Source organism: Rhodonellum psychrophilum GCM71 = DSM 17998, assembly GCF_000381545.1.
Taxonomy (GTDB): Bacteria; Bacteroidota; Bacteroidia; order Cytophagales; family Cyclobacteriaceae; genus Rhodonellum; species Rhodonellum psychrophilum.
The window spans coordinates 470,012-495,346 of the sequence record NZ_KB906673.1 but is presented as its reverse complement, the minus strand read 5'-3'; the positions used below and the strand labels follow the sequence as shown (position 1 = coordinate 495,346).

The following is a 25,335-nucleotide window of genomic DNA, read 5'->3' as shown; positions in this document are numbered from 1 at the left end:
GTAAAAGTTTAAAATTTTTCACGGAATTTTGAACGAAGCTAAAACACTATTTACAACCCTATTTCACCAAATGATTCTCACTGTTTTTTTCAATTAAAAACAACTCTTGAAATTTAATTTGAACTGAATAAAAACCGATAATTGGCTTGATTGGATACATTAACGGTGTTTAAAACGTCCAATACATATTGCCAAAATCATGACAATCCGATTTAGAACCTTTAGGGAAAAACAAAAGAACGATCCATTCAGCTGATTTGTCATTATTCACCGCATCGTTTTACTTCTGTTTGGATATCCCAACTTCTGGCAAAATATAACATGAAATCACTTCCACGATTACCCCAAACCTTAAAATGTCTCTCATGGTTTTTCAACTTCCATGAGGGCTTTTGAAACAAATATGTACTCAATGGCCCAACAATGTTTTTTTCAATGCAAACAATTCAATGTGAATTCTCGCTCATAAAGACCCTTAATTGGGTAATAATATTACATTTATATATGTAATATACCTATAAATCTGACAATTAATTCATCAAGTGAAAGCATTTGTAGGCATTCAAAGTTTTATATTTCCGATAAAGATATTAATAAAGCAATTAAACCCCTGTTATGTCTCACCAATTCTGTTCCAGCCTGAAATTGCGTAATAATCAATATTTGGGTTATTCTCTAAATAGTCTGATTATCATGCAGTTTCAACCCTTATTAAGAAACCTTATGCTTATTTCGGCTTAGCCAATAAGACATGTCTACTCAGAAGTTCTTGGGAGGACCATTTGAAATTCCAAATCAGCTAGAGCTGATGATTTGAATTAGTTTCTTTTTAAAATCTTTAAAAATTCAATTTTTTGGCCCCAAGAGATTTCAAGGATATAAACACCATTGGAAGATTTCTGAAGGGATTGTTGGATTCCATCCGAGATTTCGCGCAAGTCCCTTCCCTGAAAACTAATGCTTCCTGCAAGGGGAGAGATGAGGCGGACCTGGATGTGTTCATCGTTATATGCTTGATTGTCTATCAGATCTAACTTAAACACATCACCTGACGTTGGATTGGGATAAGCCGCCCACGAATCTTTGCCGTCGACCTTATCCACTTGAATGGCTCGAGTGACACTGTAGGAGGAGTTTCCGCTAAAGTCCACTTGCCGCAATCGGTAGAATATATTTCCGCCTGCTGCTGGAAGATTTTTATCCGTATAAGAATACTCCACTGGACCATCAGAATAACCGGCCCCTTCTATTTGATCAATCACGGTCCAGGATTTGATGTCATTGACCGATCGCTCGATCTCAAAATGAGAGTTTTCCCATTCTTTGGCGGTGGCCCAAGAGAGGTCACCGGAACGCATAAAGGAATTGTATTTGGCATTGAAATAGAGGTATTCAACGGGAAGGATTCGGAAGATAGGGTACCTGATATATATTCTACCATCAGATCCTCTTCCTCCGGTATTGCTATCTCCTTCAGCACCGCCTCCTCCTGATCCAGGGGTAGTCGCATCTAGCCCATTATTACTCCCTCCACTACCTCCGGCACCGCTGCTCCCTCCGTTTCCTCCTATGTTTCCACCACCACCACCACCGGCAGAGAAAAAGTCATTAGTATTGAACAAACCAAATGAAAATTGGATCCCCGGACCACCGGGTCTCCCAAAATTATTTCCTCCTGAGATTCCAGCATTTCCATTTACGCCACCACCGGCACCTCCTGCACCATTTCCACTGCCACTTCCCGCACTTCCATTTCCTGAACCATTTGCTCCACTACCTACTCCACTCCCTTCGGTTCTTCTTTGTCCACCTCCTGCTCCCCCTCTCAGGATTCCTTCCGGTTGGCTTGTACTAAAGTCGGTAGTTGTAGCAATGGATGAATTTCTTCCATTCCTTCCGGCTCCATTATTTGTAGAACCACCACCACCACCGCCAGCAGCAATGATTTCATAGTTCCCTCCTAGGTCAAAAAAGGAATCTCCCCCATCACTTCCAATACTTGTTGAGTTGTTTGAAGAGGTCCCTCCTGCCCCTCCATTCCCAATTACAATAGAATAGCTAGTTCCAGCTGGTAAACCATTTACAAACTGAGGTTCAATATTGGCTCTGGCATACACCACTCCCCCGGAACCACCTCCGCCGCCGTCATTTCTCCCTCCCCCTCCTGCACCACCTCCAATTGCAAGGACTTCAAACTCCAAAAGTCCCTCGGGCGCTTCCCAGATATCATCGCAGTTGTATTCAATAATATAGTATCCACCAATTTCTCCCAAGCTTATAACTTGTGAACAAGGAGTCAATTCTAAAGGTGGACATATAAACGATATTTTTACATATCCATTTGCGCCATTTCCACCATTGGAAGGAGTTGAATTACCGGTGTTTTTGGAACTGCCGCTTCCTCCACCACCATAATTTGCTCCTTGGAATCCATTTTCAGTTGGACCATCTACTGCAGTCCCACCGGCTCCACCAATTCCTGAGCTCGATCCACCATTTCTGCCTGTTGCACTCCCGCCAACACCTGTAGCACTTCCAGCACCGCCACCTCCACCACCTCTTCCATTTTGAGGAGTGGTTGATCCTTGAGAACCAGTTCCACCGCTAAATTTTATTTGCCCTATCCCTTCGGATGCCTGTCCACCTATTGCTCCAGTAGTTTGATTATTATTTACCGATTGACCGCCCACCGCTAAAATGAATGCGTCACTTAAAAGTTCGGTTCTAGAAACCCATGAATCTCCGCCTGCTTGAACTGAAGTTGCTCCTTGACCTACTACTATTTTCAGAGGCTCTCCTGGAATAACATCGATAGTAGAACTAGAATACGCACCTCCGCCTCCACCTCCTGTTGCATTGCCGGAGTTCGTTCTTGTTCCACCTCTGCCTCCGCCTCCTATTGACTCAATCGTAATTGTCGTTACTCCCTGCGGGACAAAAAAAGTTCCATCTGATGTGAATCTCGCTCCACAAGAACAGTCGAGTGATGGATCTATTATTACACCCCCCACCACTCCGTTATTTGACGGAACCTTATTTATTAATAATGGTGAAATCCCCCCCAAACCCGGCAAATTGGAATCATTAATTCCATTAGAATTATTGTTTGTTATATTTCCAGAGACATCAACTGAATTGCATTGATTTAAATTTAACGGTTGAATAACGCCTGAATTATTAATAATTAAATTACCCCCTACAATTAGTCCCCCGTTTAGAATTGCTACATTGTTATTAGTAAAATTCCCTGCGATTGTCGCAATGCCCGGATATATCGTTGCTGAGTTGTTATTTGCAAGATTTCCGCCGATTGTTAAAGCTCCACTCCTAGAATCAAAAGTACCATTGTTTGAAAAGTCTCCTCCTACTAAAAACGTGCCGGTATTGACCACAGAATTGCCATTAGATATGGATAAATTTCTATTATTTGCGGTAAAACTGAAAAACCCTGCATTATTAAAAGGGGCTGTGATATTAAAATTAGCGTTTTGACTTAACACAATATTACCCGAAATAGTATTGGTAATACCTGGAGATCCATTTCCAATTGTCAATAGAGTTAGGTTTAAATTACCAGAATTTATTAGAGTATTGTTATTTAATTGAAGTTCTCCCAATTGTGTACCTGAATTATTATAAACAGCTCCTGTACTATTTAAGCTCACATTTCCAGTGATCCCTCCAGAGTTATTTATACTAGAACCATTATTTGAAATTAAATTCCCAAAATAATTTCCAAGGTTATTAAAAGTTCCATTATTCCCTAAAGTAAGATTTCTTGGTGTTCCTGAAGTACCAAATTCCCCGAAATTATTAATTTCCACATTATTCCCCCCTAGATTTGAAAAGGTATTTGAATAAGTTATTCCTGAAGATATGCACACGCTCAGGTTATTGGCATTTCTAAGGTTAATTTGAGTAGTCCGATTGGCAGTTATGCAAACAACATCGTTGTTTTGTATATTTCGGTTAGGAGTTGGATTACCTGTTGCATTAGTATAAATTATTGTACATGTCCCACACTGCCCCCATACCTCTCCAAGCCCAATCAGGCTGAAAAGCAAAAAAACCAAAAGTAAAGTTCTAAAATAAGGCATTTAAGGGTGATAGAATAAGGGTGTTTTCGGGCTAAAACATATTAAAAACTGTATTTCAAACACTTTGTTTAGTTAAATGCCTTTTGACCTTGCTGTTTTTTAACTACAAACTCAAAAATCATTCAAATTTAGGTTGTTTTTTGTATTACAAATATACAATACTGCTTTTTAAATACATGAATGATTAAAAAAAATATTTTTACCCTAAGCACCTGTTAAACAGACTCTTTCATTATTTACTGAGAAAATCCTTAGCAATTTCTCGCCATTTGGGATATTTATGGAAGTCCGGCATCCGTTAGATAGACCCTTGATGGATGAAAAAAGCAATAATTTCAAATGTTCCGGTGTGCTAAGATGTGGTATGAGATCTTAACATATCTATTCATAAAAATATCTTGAGTTTTAGGAACTAGGCATTTCTTCCGGTTCTGCGGAAGGTTGAAGACTATCCTAAACATGTTTCGGGCGATTTTTATCAATACCCGTTCGCAATTCCTATAAACATGCTCCCTCCTCTATGCAAAGTCTTTATCTTCAACCCGTTTTATGCATCCCCAAATCTATTCCAGCTTGAATTAGCCTAATAATCAATCAGTTATTTACAATTTTTTGAATTCACCGTATCGGGAATGGACCTTTTTCTTCAAAAAGCCTGATTTCTTGCAGTTTCAACATCTATTGGTAAACTTAATGCATATTTCGGGTTTAAGAGAGTAATCTACCTCCTCAAAATCACCTTGTGATATTCCTGAAAAGCACCCCAGCTGATTTCCACTGTGTAGATTCCAGCTGCTTTTCTGCGCAAAATAAGGGATAGCTGAGCGCTAAGTTGAGTGGGGGAGTCGCCTTCGATAACTTCAAATACGCCTATGGCAGAGATTACCCTCACGGTGATTCTCTCATCTTTGTAGGTTCCTTTATCGAGCATTTCCATATTGACCGGATCACCGGTGGTCGGGTTAGGAAAAACTTTCCAATAGGTAGTGCCAGCCATCGGGTCCACTTTAAGGGCTTTGGTTACGCTGTAATTGGAGTTCCCATTAAAGTCAAACTGCTTGAGTCGATAGAATATATTTCCACCGGCAAGTGGCAATTTCATGTCCTGAAAGGCATATGCTACAGGTTGATCGGAGTATCCTGCTCCTGTTACCTGCCCGATTGTTTCCCAGTCTTTTATATTGTTTACCGATCGCTCGATCTCAAAGCGGTCATTTTCCCACTCCTTAGCAGAAGCCCAAGTCAAGTCTCCTGAACGCATAAAGGAATTGTATTCCGCATTGAAAAATAAGTATTCGATTGGGAGAATTCGGAAGTTGGGGTAGCGAATATAGACTACACCTTGGAAGCCTGCGCTTCCGCCGAATCTTCCTGCTCCTCCACCTGATCCATAGGTAGTCGCCGGTTGGCCCATCCCATTGTTGTTACCATTGCCTCCTGCGAAAAATTGATCCCCATTTGCTCCGTTGTATGGACTTCCACCATAGCCCGCTTCATTTGTGATTGCTCCGGAAGCTGTTCCTCCACCCCCTGCACCATAGTAAATCTCTTCCCCGGAAATGGACCGCATCATGCCATTTCCTCCCGTACCGCCAGTCATTACGGCACCGCTTCCTGAGGAGGTTCCGTCGCCTCCCAAGGTCGAGACGCCACCGCCTCCGGCACCTGAATAACCGGAAGTTTGTCCATTTGCGCTTCCCCCATTATTTCCAGCGGTTCCGGTTCCCCCGTTGGACGCAACCGTACCATTGGCGGCACCACCACCACCTGAGGCACCCGCTCCACCTTGTCTAATCAATGGATCAGCACTTGTGGATCCTCCGCCTCCGCCCCCGGCTGCATTGAGGTTGGTGAATGTATTTCCTCCCAAATAGGCAAATCCAGGTCCAGTGAAGATGGAAGCTTCACCTGATTTACTGCGTTCCGTCATCGTTCCTCCTAGACCTAGACCCCCCGGAGTCATTTGGAATACAGCGTTTTGCAGACCAGGTAACCCATTCATGGTGATTCCCAGGTACTGTTGATAGATCGCCGCCCCGCCACCGCCGCCGCCGGCTGCCGCGCCAAAGCCGCCGCCACCACCGCCGCCGACGACGAGTACTTCAAATTCATCCAATCCATCCGGAGCACTCCAAATCCATGAGGAACAATCTCCTGTCACCCGGATCACTGTGTATCCCTCGGAATCGGTGTATTGGAATACATCTCCTGAACCACTACAAGGTGGAGGAGGGGTACAATCATAATTGATCACTATTCTGCCGTTTCCGCCGGTTGTGCTCACGATCGCTTGAGCCAGTCGATCGGCCATAGGCTCAGTTGGAGGGACTTCAGTGGCAAAAACATTGGTTCCGTCGAACACAATGAATATAGCACCGCCGGGGAGTACGTTTTTTGCCTGTGAGGCTGTATTACCTCCCAATCCCTCTCCAAAAACCTGAATAGTTAGCTGGAATATATTTGCCGGCACATAGAAAACGCCATTTCCGCCAGCATTCAAAAACTCTGCGCTACAGTTAATTCCATAAGGAACGGTATTGTTATTTGGTGGATAATAGGTACAGACCTCCGTATCTTTTTTGATGGAATTGATGGTCAAAATGGTGGTGCCCTCATTGGAATAAGGCTGAGAGGTAAAGGTAAATTCACCAGGAGTGGTGACCGTCACGGAAATTGTTTGGTTAGGACCTCCATTGGCACCATCAATGCTGTAATTGATCGTGTAAGTACCGATGGTAAGTTCGTTACTGTACACGGTAAATGTGGACGTGAAGGGAGGTGAAGATCCTAAAGTAGGGTTAACCACATTGATCGCGACAATGGGATAGGTAGGATTCTCCACGGTGATAATGCCCGTTGCGCTTACTGATCCGCATCCTCCGGTCAAAGGAATGCTGTAATTGAATACGCCGAATTCAGTTGGCGTTCCTTGGATTGTGAGTACTCCGGCAATCCAATTTGGGGTCACCCCATTGGGAAGATTGTAATTTACGCTGGCACTTTGAGGGACGATCCCGGTAGCACCCGTGGTGTTATGGGTAATGATGACAGGGGAAATCGTGTTGAGGCAAAGGGTTGGGTTCGGATCGACTGGCGTTACGGTGTTATTAGGGATTACCGTTACTTGGACAGGACTCGTTGGTACGGACTCGCATGCTACTCCATTTAAAGTTGAGATAGTACCTCTTCTGAATTGTGTTGTCTCTGACAAGGCAGGAGAATCATAAGTCGCTCCAGATGCACCGGCGATTGTTGTCCAACTTGGATTGGACGCATTGGTGAATTCCCAACGATAAGTAATGTTTCCATCTCCTGTTCCGTCGATGGTGCTGGTAAATGCTGCTGGATCATCCCCCTCACAAATTTCTTGGTCGGTAGCAATACTTCCTGCGGTGGGCTCACGCTGAACGGTAATGGTAACCGGGGCTGTTGGTGGGGATTCACAGGATAGTCCTGCAACAGTTGAACTTGTAAATCTTCTGTATTGGGTCGTTTCTGGCAAAATGGGAGGGTCATAATTGACTCCTGATGGATTGCCAGGTACACCTATCCAATTGGGTGTTCCAAGGTTTGTATTTAATTCCCAGCGGTAAGAAATGGTAGCTCCACTTTCTTGGGGCGCATAGGCATCTCCTATTATGGCAGCTGGGTCTTCGCCTGCACAGACGGTTTGGTCACTTGCAATTATGCCTGCAGTTGGGGTGTCTCTTACGACTATTGTACCAGTAGCACGGACTTGTAAACAAGCCCCAGTAGTAAAAATAGTGTAATTATAAGTTCCTGCCTGAGTGGGTGATCCACTAAATCTCAGATTTACTCCATTCCAAGTATTGGTTACTCCAGGAGGTAAATTCTCCACCACAGGGCCTGCCAATCCTCCGCCAACTCGGTACTCAATATCAATTATTGGTGAATTTTCACAGACAACTTGACTGTCATCAGTACCTACTGCTGAGGTCAATTTAATGAAGGGTGAAAGTGTACCGAAGGAGATGTCATCCAACCCAAAATCATTACCTCCTAAGTCTGTATTTAGGTTAACGATTCTAATTACTGCCGTGGTAGCATCACCCGAACTCCAGGTTGGATCACTGTAAAATTGCCTCCAGTTATCTAAATTTACCGCTGCATTGCTTGTAGGCTTTGGAGCGCCATTTAAATCTAAAACTGTACCCACCAATACGCCATTAATCTCAAACTGTAATCTAGCCGGAGATGCAGGATTCAAATTCATTGCCCAAGCAGAAAAATAGTATTCTGTGTTTGGTTCTATAGTTACGGTTTGCTCCCATATAATGGGTTGTCTCAGGGGACTTCCAGTCGGAATGCTAACAAGTGCTCCACCATTGACCATCATAAAATTCCGATCTCCTATGGAATTATTCGTATGGTCTCTTCCATAAAAACTTGAATGATACCCTGGAGGATTAGTAGTTGTATTTCCTTGGGCATTTACATTTACGGCATAATATCCTTCTGGCCATAAACCAGTCGAACCATTACCATTGACATAATAAGCTTGATTTTGGGTGTATTCCGTGAAGAAAGTTGGATTTGCCGGATCAAAATTGGTGAAAGAACCATCTACCACTAATTCCTCTGCGACACTGAAAAATGTGGTGGCGGTACATCCATTAGGCGAAGTCCCAGTGACTGAAAATAATCCGGCAGTATTTACAAGAATGCTTGAAGTTGTTTCCCCCGTATTCCATAACCAGGTTGTTCCAGGCACGGTTGAACTTGCCACCAATTCAACGCTTCCTGCTACCGCACAATAATCAGCAAGTACCGTGACTATTGGGGTAGGGTTAACTGTAATTGTAAATGTTTGTGATGGTCCAGAACAGCCATTGGCAATTGGTGTTACCGTTATGGTCGACGAAATTGGGGCGGGTCCAGTATTGACTGTAGTAAATGAAGGGATATTTCCTGTTCCAGAGGAAGGAAGACCTATTGAGGAATTACTGTTCGTCCAATTGTAAACTACTCCTGCAATGCCGCTTCCTGAGAAATTAACGGCAGTTGATGGTGTTCCGCTACACACAGCAGCTTGATTGGCTATCGAATTTACAGTAGGCCTGGGCTTGACGACCACTGCTACTTCAAACGTAGCGCCTGTGCAGCCTGCTGCCGTTCTTGGCGTTACAGTGTAAGTTACTGTTTGATTTACGTTCGAGGTGTTGGTTAAGGTCTGAGAAAAGGTTCCTTGAGGTGTTGCTTGAGCAGTTTCACCGGTTACATTAGGATTATTGGAAAAAGTCCAAGTATATAAGGTTCCTGCCGGGACGATTCCATTTGTGCCATTAACTGGTGAAATTATAAAGGTGTCCCCACTACAAATCGGGGATGCCATGATATTGTTGATTACAGGCACAGGGTTAACGGTAATAGTTCCTGAAGCAGCCACAGTACCACATCCTCCGCTGAGCGGGATAGAATAGTTGAAGTTACCTGAAATGGTTGGTGTTCCTGAAATGGTAATGACATTCGCATTCCAACTGGCCGTTAACCCTGCGGGTAGTCCTGTTGCAGCACCGATTCCGGTTGCTTCGGTGGTGTTATGTGTTATTGCTGTTAAGCTCTCAGTAATACAAACAGTTCCATTGGCTTGTGCAGTGGTCACTGTCATAGTTGGAGTAACAGTGATGGTTCCTGTTGCTGCGACAGTTCCACAACCGCCGGTCAGCGGAATGGAATAATTGAAGCTACCCGATTGGGTAGGAGTGCCGGAAATGGTAATAACATTTGCGTTCCAGCTGGCAATGACTCCACTAGGCAATCCTGTTGCAGATCCGATTCCTGTGGCCGAAGTGGTGGAATGTGTGATTGAAGTTAAGGTTTGATTAATACAAGTGGTGCCATTGGCTTGTGCAGAGTTCACGGTCATATCCGGGGTGACTGTGATGGAACCTGTCGCTGCAGCCGTCCCACAACCACCGGTTAATGGAATAGAATAATTAAATGAACCTGAAACAGTCGGGGTCCCAGAGATAGTAATGACATTCCCTGCCCAGTTTGCGATTACCCCAGCAGGTAGCCCCGTCGGAGCCCCAATCCCTGTAGCAAGAATTGTGTTAAAAGTTATGGCGGCTAAATTTTGATTGATACAAGTACTTCCATTTGCTTGAGAGGTATTTACGGTCATATCCGGAGTGACTGTAATAGTTCCTGTGGCTGCTGCATTTCCACAACCTCCAGTTAGCGGAATGGAATACGTAAAAGCACCTGATTGGGTAGGGGTTCCTGAAACAGTAATGACATTTGCAGACCAGATCGCAGAAATACCAGCGGGTAAACCAGAAGGAGTTCCAATCCCAATAGCATTTGTAGTCGTATGGGTGATATTAGGGATGGCAATATTTATACAGGCAGTCGGAGTGGAGGAAGGGGCGCTTACAGTATTATTTGGATTAACTATAAAGGCTCCAGAGATAGTAGAAATTACATTAGGGCCGCATCCATTGGTGCTCAAAACTACCACATAGTAATATCTTGGATTGGCATCCGGGATATTAGAAAGTGGGGTAAAGGAGTTCGAATTTGTTCCCACTTGTGGATCAATAGCAGTATTGATTACCCCTGTGGTATTGGCGTACCATTGGTAGGAGAGTGTTCCGGTTCCCGAAGCTGTGACCGAAATCGCTGCAAAGGGCCCATCATCCTCGCAAATAGTAGCTCCCGCAAGGCTTTCATCATCGATAGCCGTTGGCGGGTTTACGATAAATGCTCCAGAAATAGCCGTAGGAACTGTTCCGCAGCTGCTGGAAGCAGTGGCATAATAATACCTTGGTAAACCATCTGCTACAGATACGTCTGAAGGGGGGGTAAAATTAGCAGACACTTTCCCAGTGAGCAAGGTTCCACCAAAATTATCAGGAGTAGTGTTTTGATACCACTGGTAGGTCACGGCACTACCTCCATCACCTAAGGCAGCTACTGTGAGTTCAGAGAACAGACCTTCCTCAAAACAGATCGTTTCATCAAATACAGCAGGGCTCACCGTGATGAGCGTTCCGGATGGATTGACAATAAATGGACCTGCAAGCATTGAAAATTCTATTCCACAATTACCTGTAACTACAACATAATAAAAGGAAGTCCCCTCAGATGTTGAAGGAGGTGTAAACGAAGCCGATATCGCTCCAGAAACAGAGGTGCCCGGATTGGTAGATACATCAGAATTATCCGGCTTTACATACCATTGATACGAAAGATTAGATCCTGTTGCGGAGACAGATATAGGGTCAAAACCATCTCCAAAACATTCCAAATCACCAAATAAATCAGGCTGAATATCAATTGAGGTATATATACTAATTTCAATCGTATTAGAAACCGGGCTAATGCCAGAACAACCATTGGCATCCTGATAATTGAGATTGACTGTTTTGGTTCCATTGGTTAGCCACTCAATAGTCACGGTGTTGCTTGTCGCACCAATATCCCCCGCAGTGATGTTATAGTCAATTCCTGCTGTGCCGGGAATTGACCAAGTATAATTGAATTGTCCTGCTTGAGTGGTATAGGTTACTTCATCTCCAATACAGACCGGATTGGCTGGTTGGGCAGTAAAAGTAGGAACAGGCAAGGGATCCAGAACTATGGTATTGAAAGCTGGATTTACCCCAGTGCAGCCATTGGCGTTGGAGTAGTTGACAGTGACGGTTTTGGTTCCATGAGTACGCCAATCGATGGTAACGGTATTGCTTGTAGTACCAATACCTCCCGCAGTAATGTAATAGTCAGTTCCTGCTGTGCCGGGAATAATCCAGGTATAATTGGATTGTCCTGCCTGGGTGGTATAAGTGACTTCGTCTCCGATACAGACCTGATTGGCTGGTTGGGCAGTAAAAGTAGGAACAGGCAAAGGATCCAGAACTATGGTATTGAAAGCTGGATTTACACCAGTACAGGCATTGGCGTTAGAGTAGTTGACGGTGACGGTTTTTGAACCGTTGGTCTGCCATTCGAGGGTAACAGAATTACTTGATGTGCCTATACCACCTGCTATAATATTATAGTCTGTCCCTGCAATCCCAGGAATAGTCCAAGAATAATTGGATTGCCCTACTTGAGTGGTGTAAGTGACTAGTTCACCGATACAGACAGGGTTTGTTGGTTGGACAGTGAAAGCTGGAAGTGGAAGTGGGTCAATGGTAATTGTGTTGTAAATCGGATTAACGTTACAACCATTAACATTTGAGTAATTCACTGAAACTTCTTTAGTTCCGGCTGTCAACCAGATTAGCGATACCGTATTGTTCGTTGTACCGATTCCTCCCCCTGTAATTGAATAATCTGTTCCCTCTATTCCTTCAACAGCCCATTCATAGTCGAATTGCCCTGCTTGTGTGCTATAGATGACTGAGGTTCCCACACAAACGTCAGATGTTGGTTCTTCAATGAATGTAGGGTTTGGCAGGGCATAAACAGTGACGCTGCGTGTTGCTGTCACATCTGCACAGCCACCCGTACCTGTCATTGTATAGGTAATCGTAGCCGTACCCGCAGAAACTGCAATTAGTTCGCCTGTTGTGCTATTGACTGATACGATGGTACTATTGCTGGACGACCAAGTTCCTCCAGGCATAGAGGACGAGAAAGTGGCATCGTCACCCACACACAATTCATCTGAGCCACTTAATGTTCCTGCAATTGGAGCTGCAGTAACTGTGACTGAACGTGTGGCTGTGGCATTTGGACAGCCACCTGTACCTGCTACCGTATAGGTTAAGGTTGCTGTGCCTGGGGTTATACCAGTCACAATCCCAGTTGAAGGGTTCACTGATGCAATTGTAGGATTATTCGATACCCAAGTGCCGCCGGTGCTTGTGGATGAGAATGTAGAATTCCCTCCAACACACACTTCTTCTCCACCACTTAATGTACCTGCAGTTGGCGGTGCAGAGACATTTATTATACGTGTAGCAACAGAAGGAGGACAACCTCCACTGGCTGGAAGTGTATAGCTGATGGTCGCTGTACCTGCTGTGAGTCCGGTGACCAGCCCTGTGCTACTTACAGTTGCAACCGCAGTATTGTTGGAAGACCAAGTGCCATTCGTGGTTGTGGAGGAGAATTGGGAGGTACCTCCGATACAAACTTCTTGTGTTCCGGCTAAAGTTCCTGCAATAATCGGTTGAGTGACAAATACCGTTCTGGAGGTGGTAGCAATAGCGCAACTTCCCACTATGGTATATCTGATGGCTGTAATACCAATAGACAGCCCAGTGACGACTCCGGTAGTAGGGTTCACAGTGGCAATTGCTTCATTGCTAGATGACCAGGTGCCTCCTGCCAAAGTAGAAGAGAGTGTAGTTGTGCTTCCAAGACAAATAGACTGAGGGCCACTAACCACTCCAGCGGTGAGGGTGTAGGTGATTTTGATTCGGCCGTCCCCTCCTGTTCCTCCATTTTGACTACTGCCATTATTTCTGGCACCACCACCACCACCACCAAAAATTTGACCATTCTCACCTGGAGAGTTGGAATTTGTACCATCTCCTCCATTTCCTCCCCCCGTTATTGTTCCGCCGTTGGTAACGGCACCAATGCTTCCATTTGCTGTAGATGAGGCGGATGATCCGCCGCCGCCACTTCCTGAAGTCGTTGCGGTAGCACCATTTCCACCCACATATCTAACGTCTCCAATCCCCAATACTCCACCTACGCCTCTTGTTTCAGAATTATTAGTTGCTCCGGAGCCTCCATTTGCTACTACTATGTTCGATCCAAATATGGTATTTCCTCCATTAATAACAGAATTATTACCCCCTGCGCCTACCGTATAGTTATAATTTTGTCCAGTAGAAACAGTTAGGATAGATCGGGAATATCCACCGCCACCGCCTCCGCCTCCACGACCGCTAGTAGTTCTTGTAGCGCCTCTTCCTCCGCCACCCCAGGTTTCAACAATGATTTGGGTCACACCTAAAGGAACTTGAAAAGTGCCATTGCTTGTGAAGATTTCCTCACAAGAACAATTTGTCACTGTGATTGTGCCTGTAGCAAAAGCGTCCGGGCCACAAGTTCCAATCAAGGGAATGGAATAATTAAAAGTGCCCAATTGGGTGGGATTGCCTGAAATCGTGATGAGGCCGCCCGAAAAAGAAGCTGTAACTCCAGTAGGAAGCCCGGTGGCAGTACCAATGCCCGTCACACCCGTCGTCGTGTGGGTGATATTGGGGTTACCTGAAACTGCGCATACAGTTGGATTTGGGGAAGTTGAGGCGGATTTATTGGGGGTAACAGTAATTGTATTGGTTCCTGGAGTGACACTGGCGCATCCATTGGAATTGGTGTAGTTAACGGTTACTGTTTTTGAGCCTGGGGTAAGCCAAGTTAGGGTTACTGTATTGCTTCCTGTACCAATTCCACCAGCAGTGATGGTGTAATCTGTTCCGGCAGTTCCAGAAACCGACCAAGAGTAATTGGTATTTCCTGTTTGAGTGGTATAAGTTACCGAGGTTCCGGGGCAGATACTGCCTGAAGGAGGCGCAGTGAATGTTGGGGTTGGTCTAGAATTAACTGTGATTGTCCCGGTAGCAGGAGCTTGGCCGGAAGTGCAACCACCCGTCATTGGGATGGAGTAATTAAATGTCCCAGCTAAGGTTGGGGTTCCAGAGATGGTAATTGTATTGGATGACCAAGTTGCAGTCACTCCAGCGGGTAACCCAGTAGCAGTCCCAATTCCTGATGCACCTGTAGTGGCATGTGTGATATTCCCTACTGTAGATAGTGCAACATTTATACAAAGTGTGCGGTTGGGAGCAACTGAAGTCGAGGTATTTGGTGAGGCGTTATAGGTAATCCTGATTTGGCCGTTGGCACCATTACCTCCAGTTCTTGTCCCATTATTTGTCCTTTTGGCTCCTCCACCTCCACCCCCTGGAATATCACCAGATATCCCATTTCCTTGGGTGCCTATTTTGCCATCACCTCCACCACCTCCATCTGCCGGAGCATTTGCTCCAGAGCTTCCCGTGGCATTTGTGCCGTTTGCCGCAGAACCTGCTGAGGAACCACCCCCACCTCCATCCGTTCCTGCATTAGCACCTCTTCCTCCAGAAAATCTTATGTTTCCTACACCAGTAGTAGCATTTCCTCCTAAAGCTCCTGTGGCTATATTATTTCCAGGTGAGAGTCCTCCTCTTGCAAGGATTATCGCATTCGCAACAACAGTGCTTGTTGAAACCCAAGAATCACCGCCCGCACTATTACTTCCACCTCCTGAACCAACAGATACCCGTAGATCTGCGCCAGGAGTAACAGCCAAGACGCTTCTAGAATAGGCGCCGCCCCCGCCGCCGCCACCTGTCCCATTATTTCCTCTTCCAGCTCCTCCACCTCCGGCTCCCCAAACTTCTAATGTAATTGATGTTACACCAGATGGAACTGTAAAAGTGCCTAGTGAAGAGGTATTTGTAAAATCCTGTGATACATCACACTGCCCCTTCACCTCCCCTGTCCCCAAAAAAAACATTCCCCCCAGAACCAAAACCCCAACACTCCCTTTTTTAACTAAAGCAAGAATAGAAGTTGATAGTCCATTGAATCTGCGATTTAGTTGACTTCTTAAAAATTGGTCAACAGAAAAAACATCTCCTTTTTGAATCCAAATCGGAATCAAAAAAAGGAAAAGAAAAATCCCTGAAATAAAAATAAAATTCTCCAACATCATTCCCGAGCAAATGAAAAAGGATGAAGTGAAGGAAGCATCATATATCCCATTGATCCGTAACCCATAGGATTAACAAAACCTATATTTCCCGTAATGGGAATCCAAAGCCTACTTTGTGGATTTTCACTTATCCTCCAATCGCCTGACAGCATCGCCTTTACAGGATCTTTCTGGGCTTTAAAAAACAAAAAAACTGAACCTGCCCGAAGAGAAACATTAGGGCTGCCGAACAGCTGAAATCCATAAAACATTCTGTAAAAATTCCCCATAGTAAAACGACCTAAAATAGATGCAGTAATTCTAATGGAGAAATGCATCATGATAATGCCAGCCACTAAGATTTCCTATCCTAAATTATACGTCTATTTCACAATCTCCAAAACCTTGTTTTACAAAACAAATAAGACGGGATGTACAGCAATTTTATAGGGGCCTTGAAAAATCAATTTTGAAAATTCGAGATAAACAAAAAAACTCCTGACAATTGAATGCCAGGAGTTTAATCAATACTATGATTGTGGATAGTGTTACCCGTTCATGCTGATCAAGAACTCGGAATTGTCTCTGGTACCTTTCATCCTTTGCAAAAGGAATTCCATGGCTTCCTGGGAAGTCATGTCGGCCATTAACTTTCTCAAGATCCACACACGTTGCATTTCTTCCTTGTCCATCAGGAGATCTTCTCTTCTGGTGCCGGAACCCGGTACGTCGATGGCTGGATAAATCCTTCTGTTGGAAAGTTTTCTGTCAAGGGAAAGCTCCATGTTGCCGGTTCCTTTGAATTCCTCAAAGATCACCTCATCCATTTTGGAACCTGTTTCGACCAAGGCAGTGGCAATGATGGTCAACGAACCTCCATTCTCTACATTTCTGGCGGCACCAAAGAAACGTTTTGGTTTGTGAAGGGCATTGGCATCCACACCACCGGAAAGAATTTTTCCTGAGGAAGGCACTACTGTGTTGTAGGCTCTGGCAAGACGGGTGATGGAATCCAAGAGGATCACGACATCATGCCCACATTCTACCATTCGCTTGGCTTTTTCCAAAACGATCGAAGCGACTTTCACGTGTCTTTCTGCTTGCTCATCAAATGTAGAAGAGATCACCTCTGCTTTTACCGAACGGGCCATTTCTGTCACCTCTTCCGGTCTCTCATCGATCAAAAGAATCATCAAATGCACCTCTGGGTGGTTTTCCGCAATGGCATTGGCGATTTTTTGCAAGAGAACAGTCTTACCCGTTTTTGGCTGGGCCACGATCATTCCCCTTTGTCCTTTACCGATAGGGGCAAAAAGATCCAATATTCTGGTGGAATAATTGTCGTGTCTGGTCGTGAGGTTCAAGCGCTCTTCCGGAAACAATGGCGTGAGGTATTCAAAGGGAACCCTATCGCGGATTTCCTCGGTCGTCTTTCCATTGACCGTGATCACTTTCAAAAGGGCAAAGTATTTTTCCCCTTCTTTTGGCGGGCGGATGGTTCCTTTGATATGGTCTCCGGTTTTAAGGCCAAAAAGTTTGATTTGTGAAGGAGACACATAAATATCATCCGGGGATGCAAGGTAATTGTAATCCAAAGACCTCAGGAATCCATACCCTTCGGCCATGATTTCAAGCACGCCTTCATTTTCAATGATTCCGTCAAATTCCTTCATGCTCACGTAAGGCTTCCTTTTGGAAGGTATTACTTCTGCAGTAGGGATATGTGCCTCATCACTGTCCTTGTAATTTTTTCTTCTTGGAAGATCCACTTCCATTTCAGGCTGACTTTCATAAGCGGCCGTGGGCTGCTCGATCTCAATATCCTCCACGACTTTTTTACGGGGACGGATAAATCTTGGTTTTTCTTCCTCTGAGGCTTGCGGGATGGATTTGGGCTTTTCCTCTGGCTTTACTTGTTCCCTTTCTCTTGCGGGGCGTTCGGCAGGCGCAGGTCGTTCAGCAGGCTTTTCACTGGCTTCCCTTTTTGGTCGTTCGGCTGTCTTTTCTACTTGCTCCCTTTTGGTTTCTACTTGTTGCTCCCTTTTGGGACGCTCCGGACTTTTTTCTGATGATTCCCTTTTGGGACGTTCGGGTGCTTTTTCAGGGGATTCCCTTCTTGGCTTTTCTGTTTGTACCTTGGCTCTTTCCATCGTAGGAGCCTCTTTCGGTATCTCACTCACGTTTTGTCTCCCTGTTTTTGGCTTGATGGGTGCCTCTTCCTTGGTGGATTGTGGTGCTTCTGGTGTAGTGGGGGTGGATTCTGTTGGGGTGGGTTCGCCTTCAGCGATCGAGGGCTTCTTTTTTGGCAGGGCTTGCTCTGGGGTGATTGCCTGTTGGTCCAAAATGGCATAAATGAGATCGTCTTTTTTGAGGGTCTTGTGGTTTTTTACGGCCATTTCCTCAGCAATCTCTTTTAACTCAGAAAGGAGTCTAACTCTTAATTCTTCTATGTTATACATAAAAAGCAAATGTAAATTGAAATGATTGAATGATAATGATGATGTGTGAAATGATGTGAGTTGAGTATTACCGCAATGAAATAAAAAGATATTCAGGATAATATTAATCCCCGGGGAGAGGACCTTTAATTCCCAAGACATTACAATATTACGGTTTACATTATTAATACGCAAATAATTCATCCTTAGACTTAATTATTTAAATAATTAATTGCCTGAGGACCTTTACAGATTTCCATTCTGAAGAATTTTCCAAGTGTTGGGAATAAAAAACCAAGAAATGATCCAGCAGACTCCTTCTGTACACCGCCGGGATTTTTTCTTCGCAGGCAAAGGAATGTTGGATCAGGTGGTCAAGATATTCCTTCTCCCTCGCAATAAAATCCGGAGATGTCACCTTAAGCTCGATTTCGTCAAAAAATGATTCGGCATCCATTGGCGCAAAACCCAAGTACCGGGAGGTTTCCCATAAAAACACGACCGGGAAAATCGGTAAGGACACGTTTTCCTCATCCAAATGGCTTACTGCTTCGTAGAGAAAGTCAAAAAGGGATTCATTCTGATAGTTTTCATAAATGGATTTGCCGAGCACTTCTCCCACAAACATGGCCACACCGGACCGGAAGAAATCAAAGGGAATTCTTTGAAATGCTCTTGAAAGCTTGACCTCCGAAATTCTGTTCAACCCGGCGCCCTCTTTGTCATAAACCACCAATTCCAATAGGGTCAAGGGCTGATACAAAGCCATTTTTCCCTTGGAACCACTACTTCTCACCCCATTGACGATGTAGGATTTCAAGCCCAAGTCTCGCGTAAAGATTTTCACCACGATAGAGGTTTCCCGATATCGGATGTAGCTGATGACAATACCGGTAGTCTTTTTTAGCATTACAACACCACGAATTTACCTGAAACGCTTTCACTGCCTCCCTCATCCCTGGTATAGACCAGATAAACACCAGGCGAAAGTTTACCACCTTCGCCATTTCGGAGGTTCCATGTGGTTTTCCCTCCCCTCACCTGGGCCGAATAGACGACCCTTCCGGAAGCATTGCTTATTTTGATGAAGGCAAAATCTGTCAACCCTTCTATACTCAGATATCCCACAAAATCCGGACGCACCGGATTGGGATAAATTTTTAATGCCTCTAATGATTCAAAAGCCTTCATACTTCCCCCACGAAAGGAAAGCGCCCCATTGGGCACCACCATCAATAGCGCTCCCGTCAATGGATCCAGGGTCAAATTTCGGATCGTATTGGACGGCAGCGGACTGTTGTCTCTTGTAAAATGAGCCAATAATCCATTCCCAAATTCATTGAAATGCCAAAGGCCATTCGAGGAGGTTCCAAACCACTTGGTTTGGTCAGGGGCAACTTTCACTGAAGTCACGCTCTGGCCGTTGAGCAAATTTCTGTTTTCGAAAAGGGGTTGAATAGCATTGATCCCCGAATTTGTGTTTGTCCCAGATACGGCCGGAAGATAAACCACCCCACTGCTCATCCCCAACCACAAATTATCTGCTTGGTCTATGTCCATATCCAGCAATTGTCCTGGAGGAAAAGCCCCTTGATTATCCGCATTCCCAAGCAGCCTGTTCAAACCACTCGAGGCATTGAAAACCCTTATCCTTGGGGATCCTCCAGCGGGGGTTTGGAGAATCCAAAGATTGTTGGCTTTGTCCATACGGATTTTGAAGGCGAACTGTAGCCCAGGAACGGGTATGGTTTCCCAATCACCATTGGTTTTGATTTTGACAAGTCTTTCTTGATTGTCGCCAAACCCAACCCACAGCTGGTTTTGAGCATCTTTGGCTAGGGCCCAAACTTTGGACCCACCGTTATTTCCAGGCAAATTCAACTTTTCCAATGTCCCATTTTGCTCCTTCCACAAGCCATCCCCATCGGTGCCAAAATAGCGAACATCCTGAATGCTCACCATCTCCGTGGTGTTCTTTGGAACTTCAACCTTTTCCCAAATCCCCTCAACCAGTTTTGAAGCGGCATTGCGCTCTGAAGCGGCGCTATTTCCCTGTGCATCTACAAAATACGGAATCGCAAAAACACCGGAAACGGTCCAAATGAATTTCTGGATTTTTGTTTGCGGACCGCTGGCAAAGATGAACTTATTGTCTCCCGTTTTGAAAATTCCTTTTCCCGGAACACTCAGATACAGGTCATCTGAGACGACATGATAATCTGTGAAAGCCATATTGTCCGATTCGTAAAAACCCGAAAAAGAGCCATTGGCCGTTAGCTTGTTTATCGTTCCCTCTTGGACAAAGAACAGTCCAGAACCAAATTTTTTGAGCATATGGCTTCCATAAGTACCAAAGATCAATTCAGCTTCGTCTTCCTGAAGGAGGTAAAGTTGAAGATCCGCCCCCCTCATAAAAAACTTTCCTCCCAATTCCTCGATCGAGTGGAATCCACCATCTACGGATCTGGCCAACAATTCCCAATTTCTGAAATCCTTTAGATTTTTGGATTTTTCACCTTTCAGAATCCCCAATTCGGTGGCGAGATAAATGGATTTCTCATCCATGGACATGTCAAAAATCGGCAAATTGGATCCTTCAGGACCGATATTCAGAAAAGCATCCAAAAACTGCCCATTCATAAGATCGACTTGCGCCAATCCAAAATCAGCCATTAAAAATGCCGAAGATTCGAAAATTTTGATTCCCCTTATTCTTTTGTTCAATATTTGTGCATTGTCTTTCAAGTCATAAACGGACTTGATCGATTTCTCCCCAATGACATCCAATGTTCCGTCGGGATAAGACACCATAAACAACTTGGATTTCGAGTCATACGCTGCTGCGGTAAAAGCCTGCCCATACAGTCCATCCATTTTGGTGATGGCACGAGGGGACAGATCATGGGTTGCAAAAAAAGAAATCGCTTCAGCGGCATGATAGAATACAGTCCGATCATCCCCTTTTAAAAAACCCGCATCAAGATACGACTGGTGAAATCGCCAACTTCCTACCGGAATATCGGACTGGGCCATTAAATTGGCATTCGGAGGAAAAACCGAAAAGACAATTAGCAATAAGAAAAGCCCAACCGATTTCAAAAAAAGCCGTTTCTTGGGATTTCCTGAAATCATATCGATTTTACGCTGTCCAGTCCAATCAAAAGACACGGGAATCATCCTCTGAAAGAAAATATTTCTTGTTGTGCTCTCCATTTGCAGGCCACGAATACCTCCCCCCATCGCGCCCTATTTTTTGTCCTCCAAAAAGCATTTCCGGCATCGGGCTTCATAGCTTTCCTTCTCCCCGACCATCACTTTTTCTTTTGCATCGGAGAGCCGGAAGGAATAGGAAGCCAAGTCCCCACATTTCATACAGATGGCATGCACCTTGGTGACATATTCGGCTATGGCCAATAATTGTGGCATGGGATCAAATGGCTTTCCTTCAAAATCCATGTCCAGTCCAGCCATGATGACTCTTTTTCCGGAATTTGCCAAAACAGCCGCAACATGGATAATCTGTTGGTCAAAAAACTGAACCTCATCGATTCCTACTACGTCGCAATCTCCTGCCAATAGAATAATATCATCTGCAAAATTTACCGGGGTAGATCGAATTGCACTTTCGTTATGGGATACCACGTCAAATTCATGGTACCTTTTGTCTATTGATGGTTTAAAAATCTCAACTTTCTGTCTGGCAATCAATGCACGATTCAGCCTTCGTATCAATTCTTCTGTTTTTCCCGAAAACATGGAGCCACATATTACTTCTATATGGCCTTTCTTCTCGTGTTGACTCTTTTTTCCTATGGAGGGTTCTATAAACATGGGTCTTATTCGGAGTAATCCAAATGGGGAAGCTTTTGCTCTTCTGGAACTTTTATGGAAAGCTCCCCATACATCAATTTAGCTTGGCAAGATAACCTTTCATCCACTTTTAACCTTCCGTTTCCCCTAAAATATTCTTCGCTATCGGTCAGCGGGCTGAGGTTTTCAAACCCTTTGGTCACAACCATTTTGCAAGAAGTACATCTTCCCTTTTTCCCGCATGCATGCATCCAATCTATATAGTTTTCATGGATTAATTCTATAACTTTACGGTTGTCTACCTGAGACACGATTTCTTGATGATTAAAATTTTCGATAATGATTTTCAGCATGATTTCTGATCTCCAAACCAAAACAATTGATTATGTGTGCTAAAATAAACAGCAAATATTTAGAAAGCTACGTGAGTGAATTTACCAATACGGTTTGTGAAAATTATTTCAGGAATAAACAATACATGTCTGGCCAAGACATCATTCAGCTCACACCCTCTCCACAAGTCAATTTTTTCATCCTCAAAGCACTTTTTGAAGGATGGCAGTTGGAATTGGAAAAATTAAAAAGCAATCCTTACTTTGATTACAGGGACAAAGCTGTCCATGAAGCGCTGGGCGAATTCATGAATGTGCTTTCCCGAAATATAAAAATCGACCGAAATTCATTTGAACCTTTATTGGCTGAAGCTTTGGCCTTTACTATTTTTTTGGCGGTAGATCCCCTGACTTATTATACCGGTGAATTTGAAAAAGTGGATTCCAACAGATTGAATGATTTTCTTAAAGAGAACAAAAAATATTACAAATGGCACAGCATCCTGATCAACAACCTCATTGACAAAGCTGGGTTGGGCCATACACATGGAGCGTATAATGCTGCGTTGTTGACAAATTTTGAAGCCAAAAAGAATGAATTGGAATCTGCTGAAAGCTTGTTGAAAAGCTTAGATCAAATTACTCAATTGGATTATAAAGCACTGTTTGTTGACATCAAGGAGCAAAGTGAACAACAAATCAAGGCAGAAAAAGAAGAGGCCCAAAAATCTGTTCAGGATTTCTTGGCAGAGGCAAATGAGGCGATGGATGCAAAAAAAGAAGAAATCCACGTTGACTCACCTGCTGAAATTCGTGAGGAAGAAATCATCATTGGATCCAATGTCGTTGTAGAATCTCCGAAGCATGCCACCGGAAGTAGAGCCATTGATCCCTTACAAGCTTGGGAACGTTTTGAGTCGGAAGAATACATGATCATGAAAGGCACCATTGGGAAACTTGCCGAAAGTGTGAGCATCAACCAGCGCTTTATGTTTACAAAGGAGTTGTTTGATGGCAACCCCGATCTATTGAAACATACCCTGAAATCCATCGACAATTGTGATAGTTTTATTGACGCCATCAACCTGCTGAATCTCCGTTTTGTGGAAGAACTCAACTGGGATAAAGATTCGGAGCCTGTCGTGGAATTTTTACAGCTTATATTCAGAAAATTCGACCAGAAAGGCTGAGTCAAGCCAAAACATGCACTAGGTTTCCGAATGGGGATGAACCTGTAAGAAAATCAGACTACTTGGAAAATATCGCATAGTACCGACATGGCGGAATCAAAAATAAAACTCAATTTACTGGTTATTAGGTAATTACAGGCGTAAATATGATTGACAATACATGATATGGGTTCAAGGCTGATTATGGAGTTCCGCATTTTTAAAAAATAAAGGGGAATCAATCTAGATAAGCGCAGGAAAACCTGGGATGAAAAGGGTTTGCTGGATCAGTCCAAAACCCCAAATATTTTTTTATATTTGATAGGTTCGGTAGTTTTATATTGATTTTTATTGGAGTGAGCCTTTCTATAGGATCTTTTCCATTGAAATGGTTAAGGTCAATTAGATTTTGAGGTAAACCTGATACAATTGAGGCTTTCCCGAATTGCCCTTTCGGATATTTTTTATTGAATTAAAATCAAACAGTTTATATGGACGATACCCACAAAATGCCTGAGGTCCCCGATAATCCCAATTATGAAATCACGGGCGATTTGGTAGATCATTATTGGTTTTTGATCAATTATCTGAGTGGAATGATCAAAGCTTCGGAAATAAAGGCGGGACTGATTTTGTCTTTTTATGGCATTATCTTAAATCTGTATTTCAAATACCTGGACATTTTTCTGGAAATGGCCAAAAACGATTGGTTCATCATCACCTTTATGGGTTTATGGCTAGTGGTGACCATCCTCTCCATTTATTTTAGCTTCAAGTGTTTTTTACCCATGATCTTAGGCAGTTATGACAAAAATGTTTTTTTCTTTGATGATGTAATAAAAGGCTTCGGTACCATCAAAGAATATTCAAAACATCTTTACCAAGTGAGCAACGAAAAAGAAATTCTTTTTGGCCAATTGGGAGAACAGGTTTTTATAAATGCCAAGATCGCTTCCACAAAATTTGGTTTTGTTAATAAATCCATCCGTTTGTTGGCACTAAATATCGTTTTATTGTTTATATTTCTTTTTACTTATTCAGTTCGAACATTCTCTTGGTTTTTTTAGGCTTGAATAATAATACATGTTAAACTATGAAAGGCTACTTCGAACTAAAGAAATTTGTTTTTGGGCTGTTGGCCAAAGAATTACCGAGACACATTACCTACCATGGACTCGAACATACTTTGGATGTACTGGAAGTCTGCGACCAGTATATCAATGCATTCAACCTATCGGGTGAAGAAGCCCACCTTATCCGCATTGCGGCCATTGTCCATGATTTGGGATTCTTAAAATCCCCCCTGAACCATGAGGAAGTTGGTGCAGAAATGGCATCTGAAATCATGAAAAATCTTGGAATGGACCCTAACCATATCGAGGAAGTGTATCGAATGGTCATGGCCACAAAAATCCCCCAGACGCCTGAGACCGACCTTCAGAAAATCATTTGCGATGCAGATCTGGATTATCTTGGTCGGGATGATTATCCGGAAATCAGTGCAAAACTATTTGAAGAACTCAAGGCCTTGAATTTTTTGAAAAATAAAGAGGAGTGGCGCATGCTTCAGATCAAATTTTTGCAGGAGCATGCCTTCCACACCCATTTCGCCAAAAAACACCGAGAACCCAAAAAGCAGTTTTGGCTCAATCAAATCAAAAAAGGCAAAGAAGTTTAACCCGTTTTGTATCGGGTTTTTAGCCCTTTCATGCATGCTCTTCTCTATTGCATCCTGAAATCCCCTAATCGTCAGGCTTTGTTTATTGTTTTTTGACTTCACCATACCGGCGACACGAACCATTCTAGCAATCTCATGCTGTTCTTGCAGAT

The 25,335-nt window shown here is 43.7% G+C and carries 11 protein-coding genes; 4 read left to right on the top strand and 7 right to left on the bottom strand.

The features are described 5' to 3' along the window. Positions 1 to 818 precede the first annotated feature (818 nt). Complete coding sequence (locus F824_RS26760; RefSeq protein ID WP_139189584.1) at positions 819 to 3,011, bottom strand: T9SS type A sorting domain-containing protein; 2,193 nt, start codon at positions 3,009 to 3,011, stop codon at positions 819 to 821. Between the two features lie 217 nt (positions 3,012 to 3,228). Between F824_RS26760 and F824_RS0102335 the strand changes: the two genes are divergently transcribed. Beyond that, entirely contained in the window at positions 3,229 to 3,492 is a 264-nt protein-coding gene (locus tag F824_RS0102335) for a hypothetical protein (protein ID WP_139189582.1), read from the top strand. Between the two features lie 1,326 nt (positions 3,493 to 4,818). Here the strand turns inward: F824_RS0102335 and F824_RS25465 are convergent. From F824_RS25465 to F824_RS0102300, 6 genes are all read right to left on the bottom strand, one after another. Next, positions 4,819 to 15,579, bottom strand: a complete 10,761-nt coding sequence (locus tag F824_RS25465; RefSeq protein WP_139189580.1) for a glycine-rich domain-containing protein — start codon at positions 15,577 to 15,579, stop codon at positions 4,819 to 4,821. A 725-nt stretch (positions 15,580 to 16,304) separates the two neighbouring features. Beyond that, positions 16,305 to 18,215, bottom strand: coding sequence for a transcription termination factor Rho (gene rho / locus F824_RS0102320; protein ID WP_019596234.1), 1,911 nt, complete (start codon positions 18,213 to 18,215; stop codon positions 16,305 to 16,307). A gap of 199 nt (positions 18,216 to 18,414) precedes the next feature. Further along, the gene (gene recO, locus F824_RS0102315) at positions 18,415 to 19,104 is read right to left on the bottom strand and encodes a DNA repair protein RecO (protein WP_019596233.1); all 690 of its coding nucleotides are present in this window, start codon (positions 19,102 to 19,104) and stop codon (positions 18,415 to 18,417) included. Continuing rightward, positions 19,104 to 21,434: a type IX secretion system anionic LPS delivery protein PorZ gene (porZ, locus tag F824_RS0102310; RefSeq protein ID WP_019596232.1), complete on the bottom strand. Its 2,331-nt coding sequence runs from the start codon at positions 21,432 to 21,434 to the stop codon at positions 19,104 to 19,106. The genes recO and porZ overlap by 1 nt, the downstream gene beginning before the upstream one ends. A gap of 6 nt (positions 21,435 to 21,440) precedes the next feature. Then, positions 21,441 to 22,025, bottom strand: a complete 585-nt coding sequence (locus F824_RS0102305) for a thymidine kinase (protein ID WP_019596231.1) — start codon at positions 22,023 to 22,025, stop codon at positions 21,441 to 21,443. Positions 22,026 to 22,030: 5 nt separating this feature from the next. Further along, entirely contained in the window at positions 22,031 to 22,357 is a 327-nt protein-coding gene (locus F824_RS0102300; protein WP_019596230.1) for a 2Fe-2S iron-sulfur cluster-binding protein, read from the bottom strand. A 32-nt stretch (positions 22,358 to 22,389) separates the two neighbouring features. On the opposite strand from F824_RS0102300, the gene F824_RS0102295 reads away from it, so the two are divergent. From F824_RS0102295 to F824_RS0102285, 3 genes are all read left to right on the top strand, one after another. Further along, entirely contained in the window at positions 22,390 to 23,526 is a 1,137-nt protein-coding gene (locus F824_RS0102295; RefSeq protein ID WP_019596229.1) for an ATP synthase subunit B family protein, read from the top strand. Between the two features lie 470 nt (positions 23,527 to 23,996). Beyond that, complete coding sequence (locus tag F824_RS0102290; protein ID WP_019596228.1) at positions 23,997 to 24,572, top strand: Pycsar system effector family protein; 576 nt, start codon at positions 23,997 to 23,999, stop codon at positions 24,570 to 24,572. A gap of 26 nt (positions 24,573 to 24,598) precedes the next feature. Continuing rightward, entirely contained in the window at positions 24,599 to 25,183 is a 585-nt protein-coding gene (locus F824_RS0102285) for an HD domain-containing protein (protein WP_019596227.1), read from the top strand. Positions 25,184 to 25,335 lie beyond the last annotated feature (152 nt).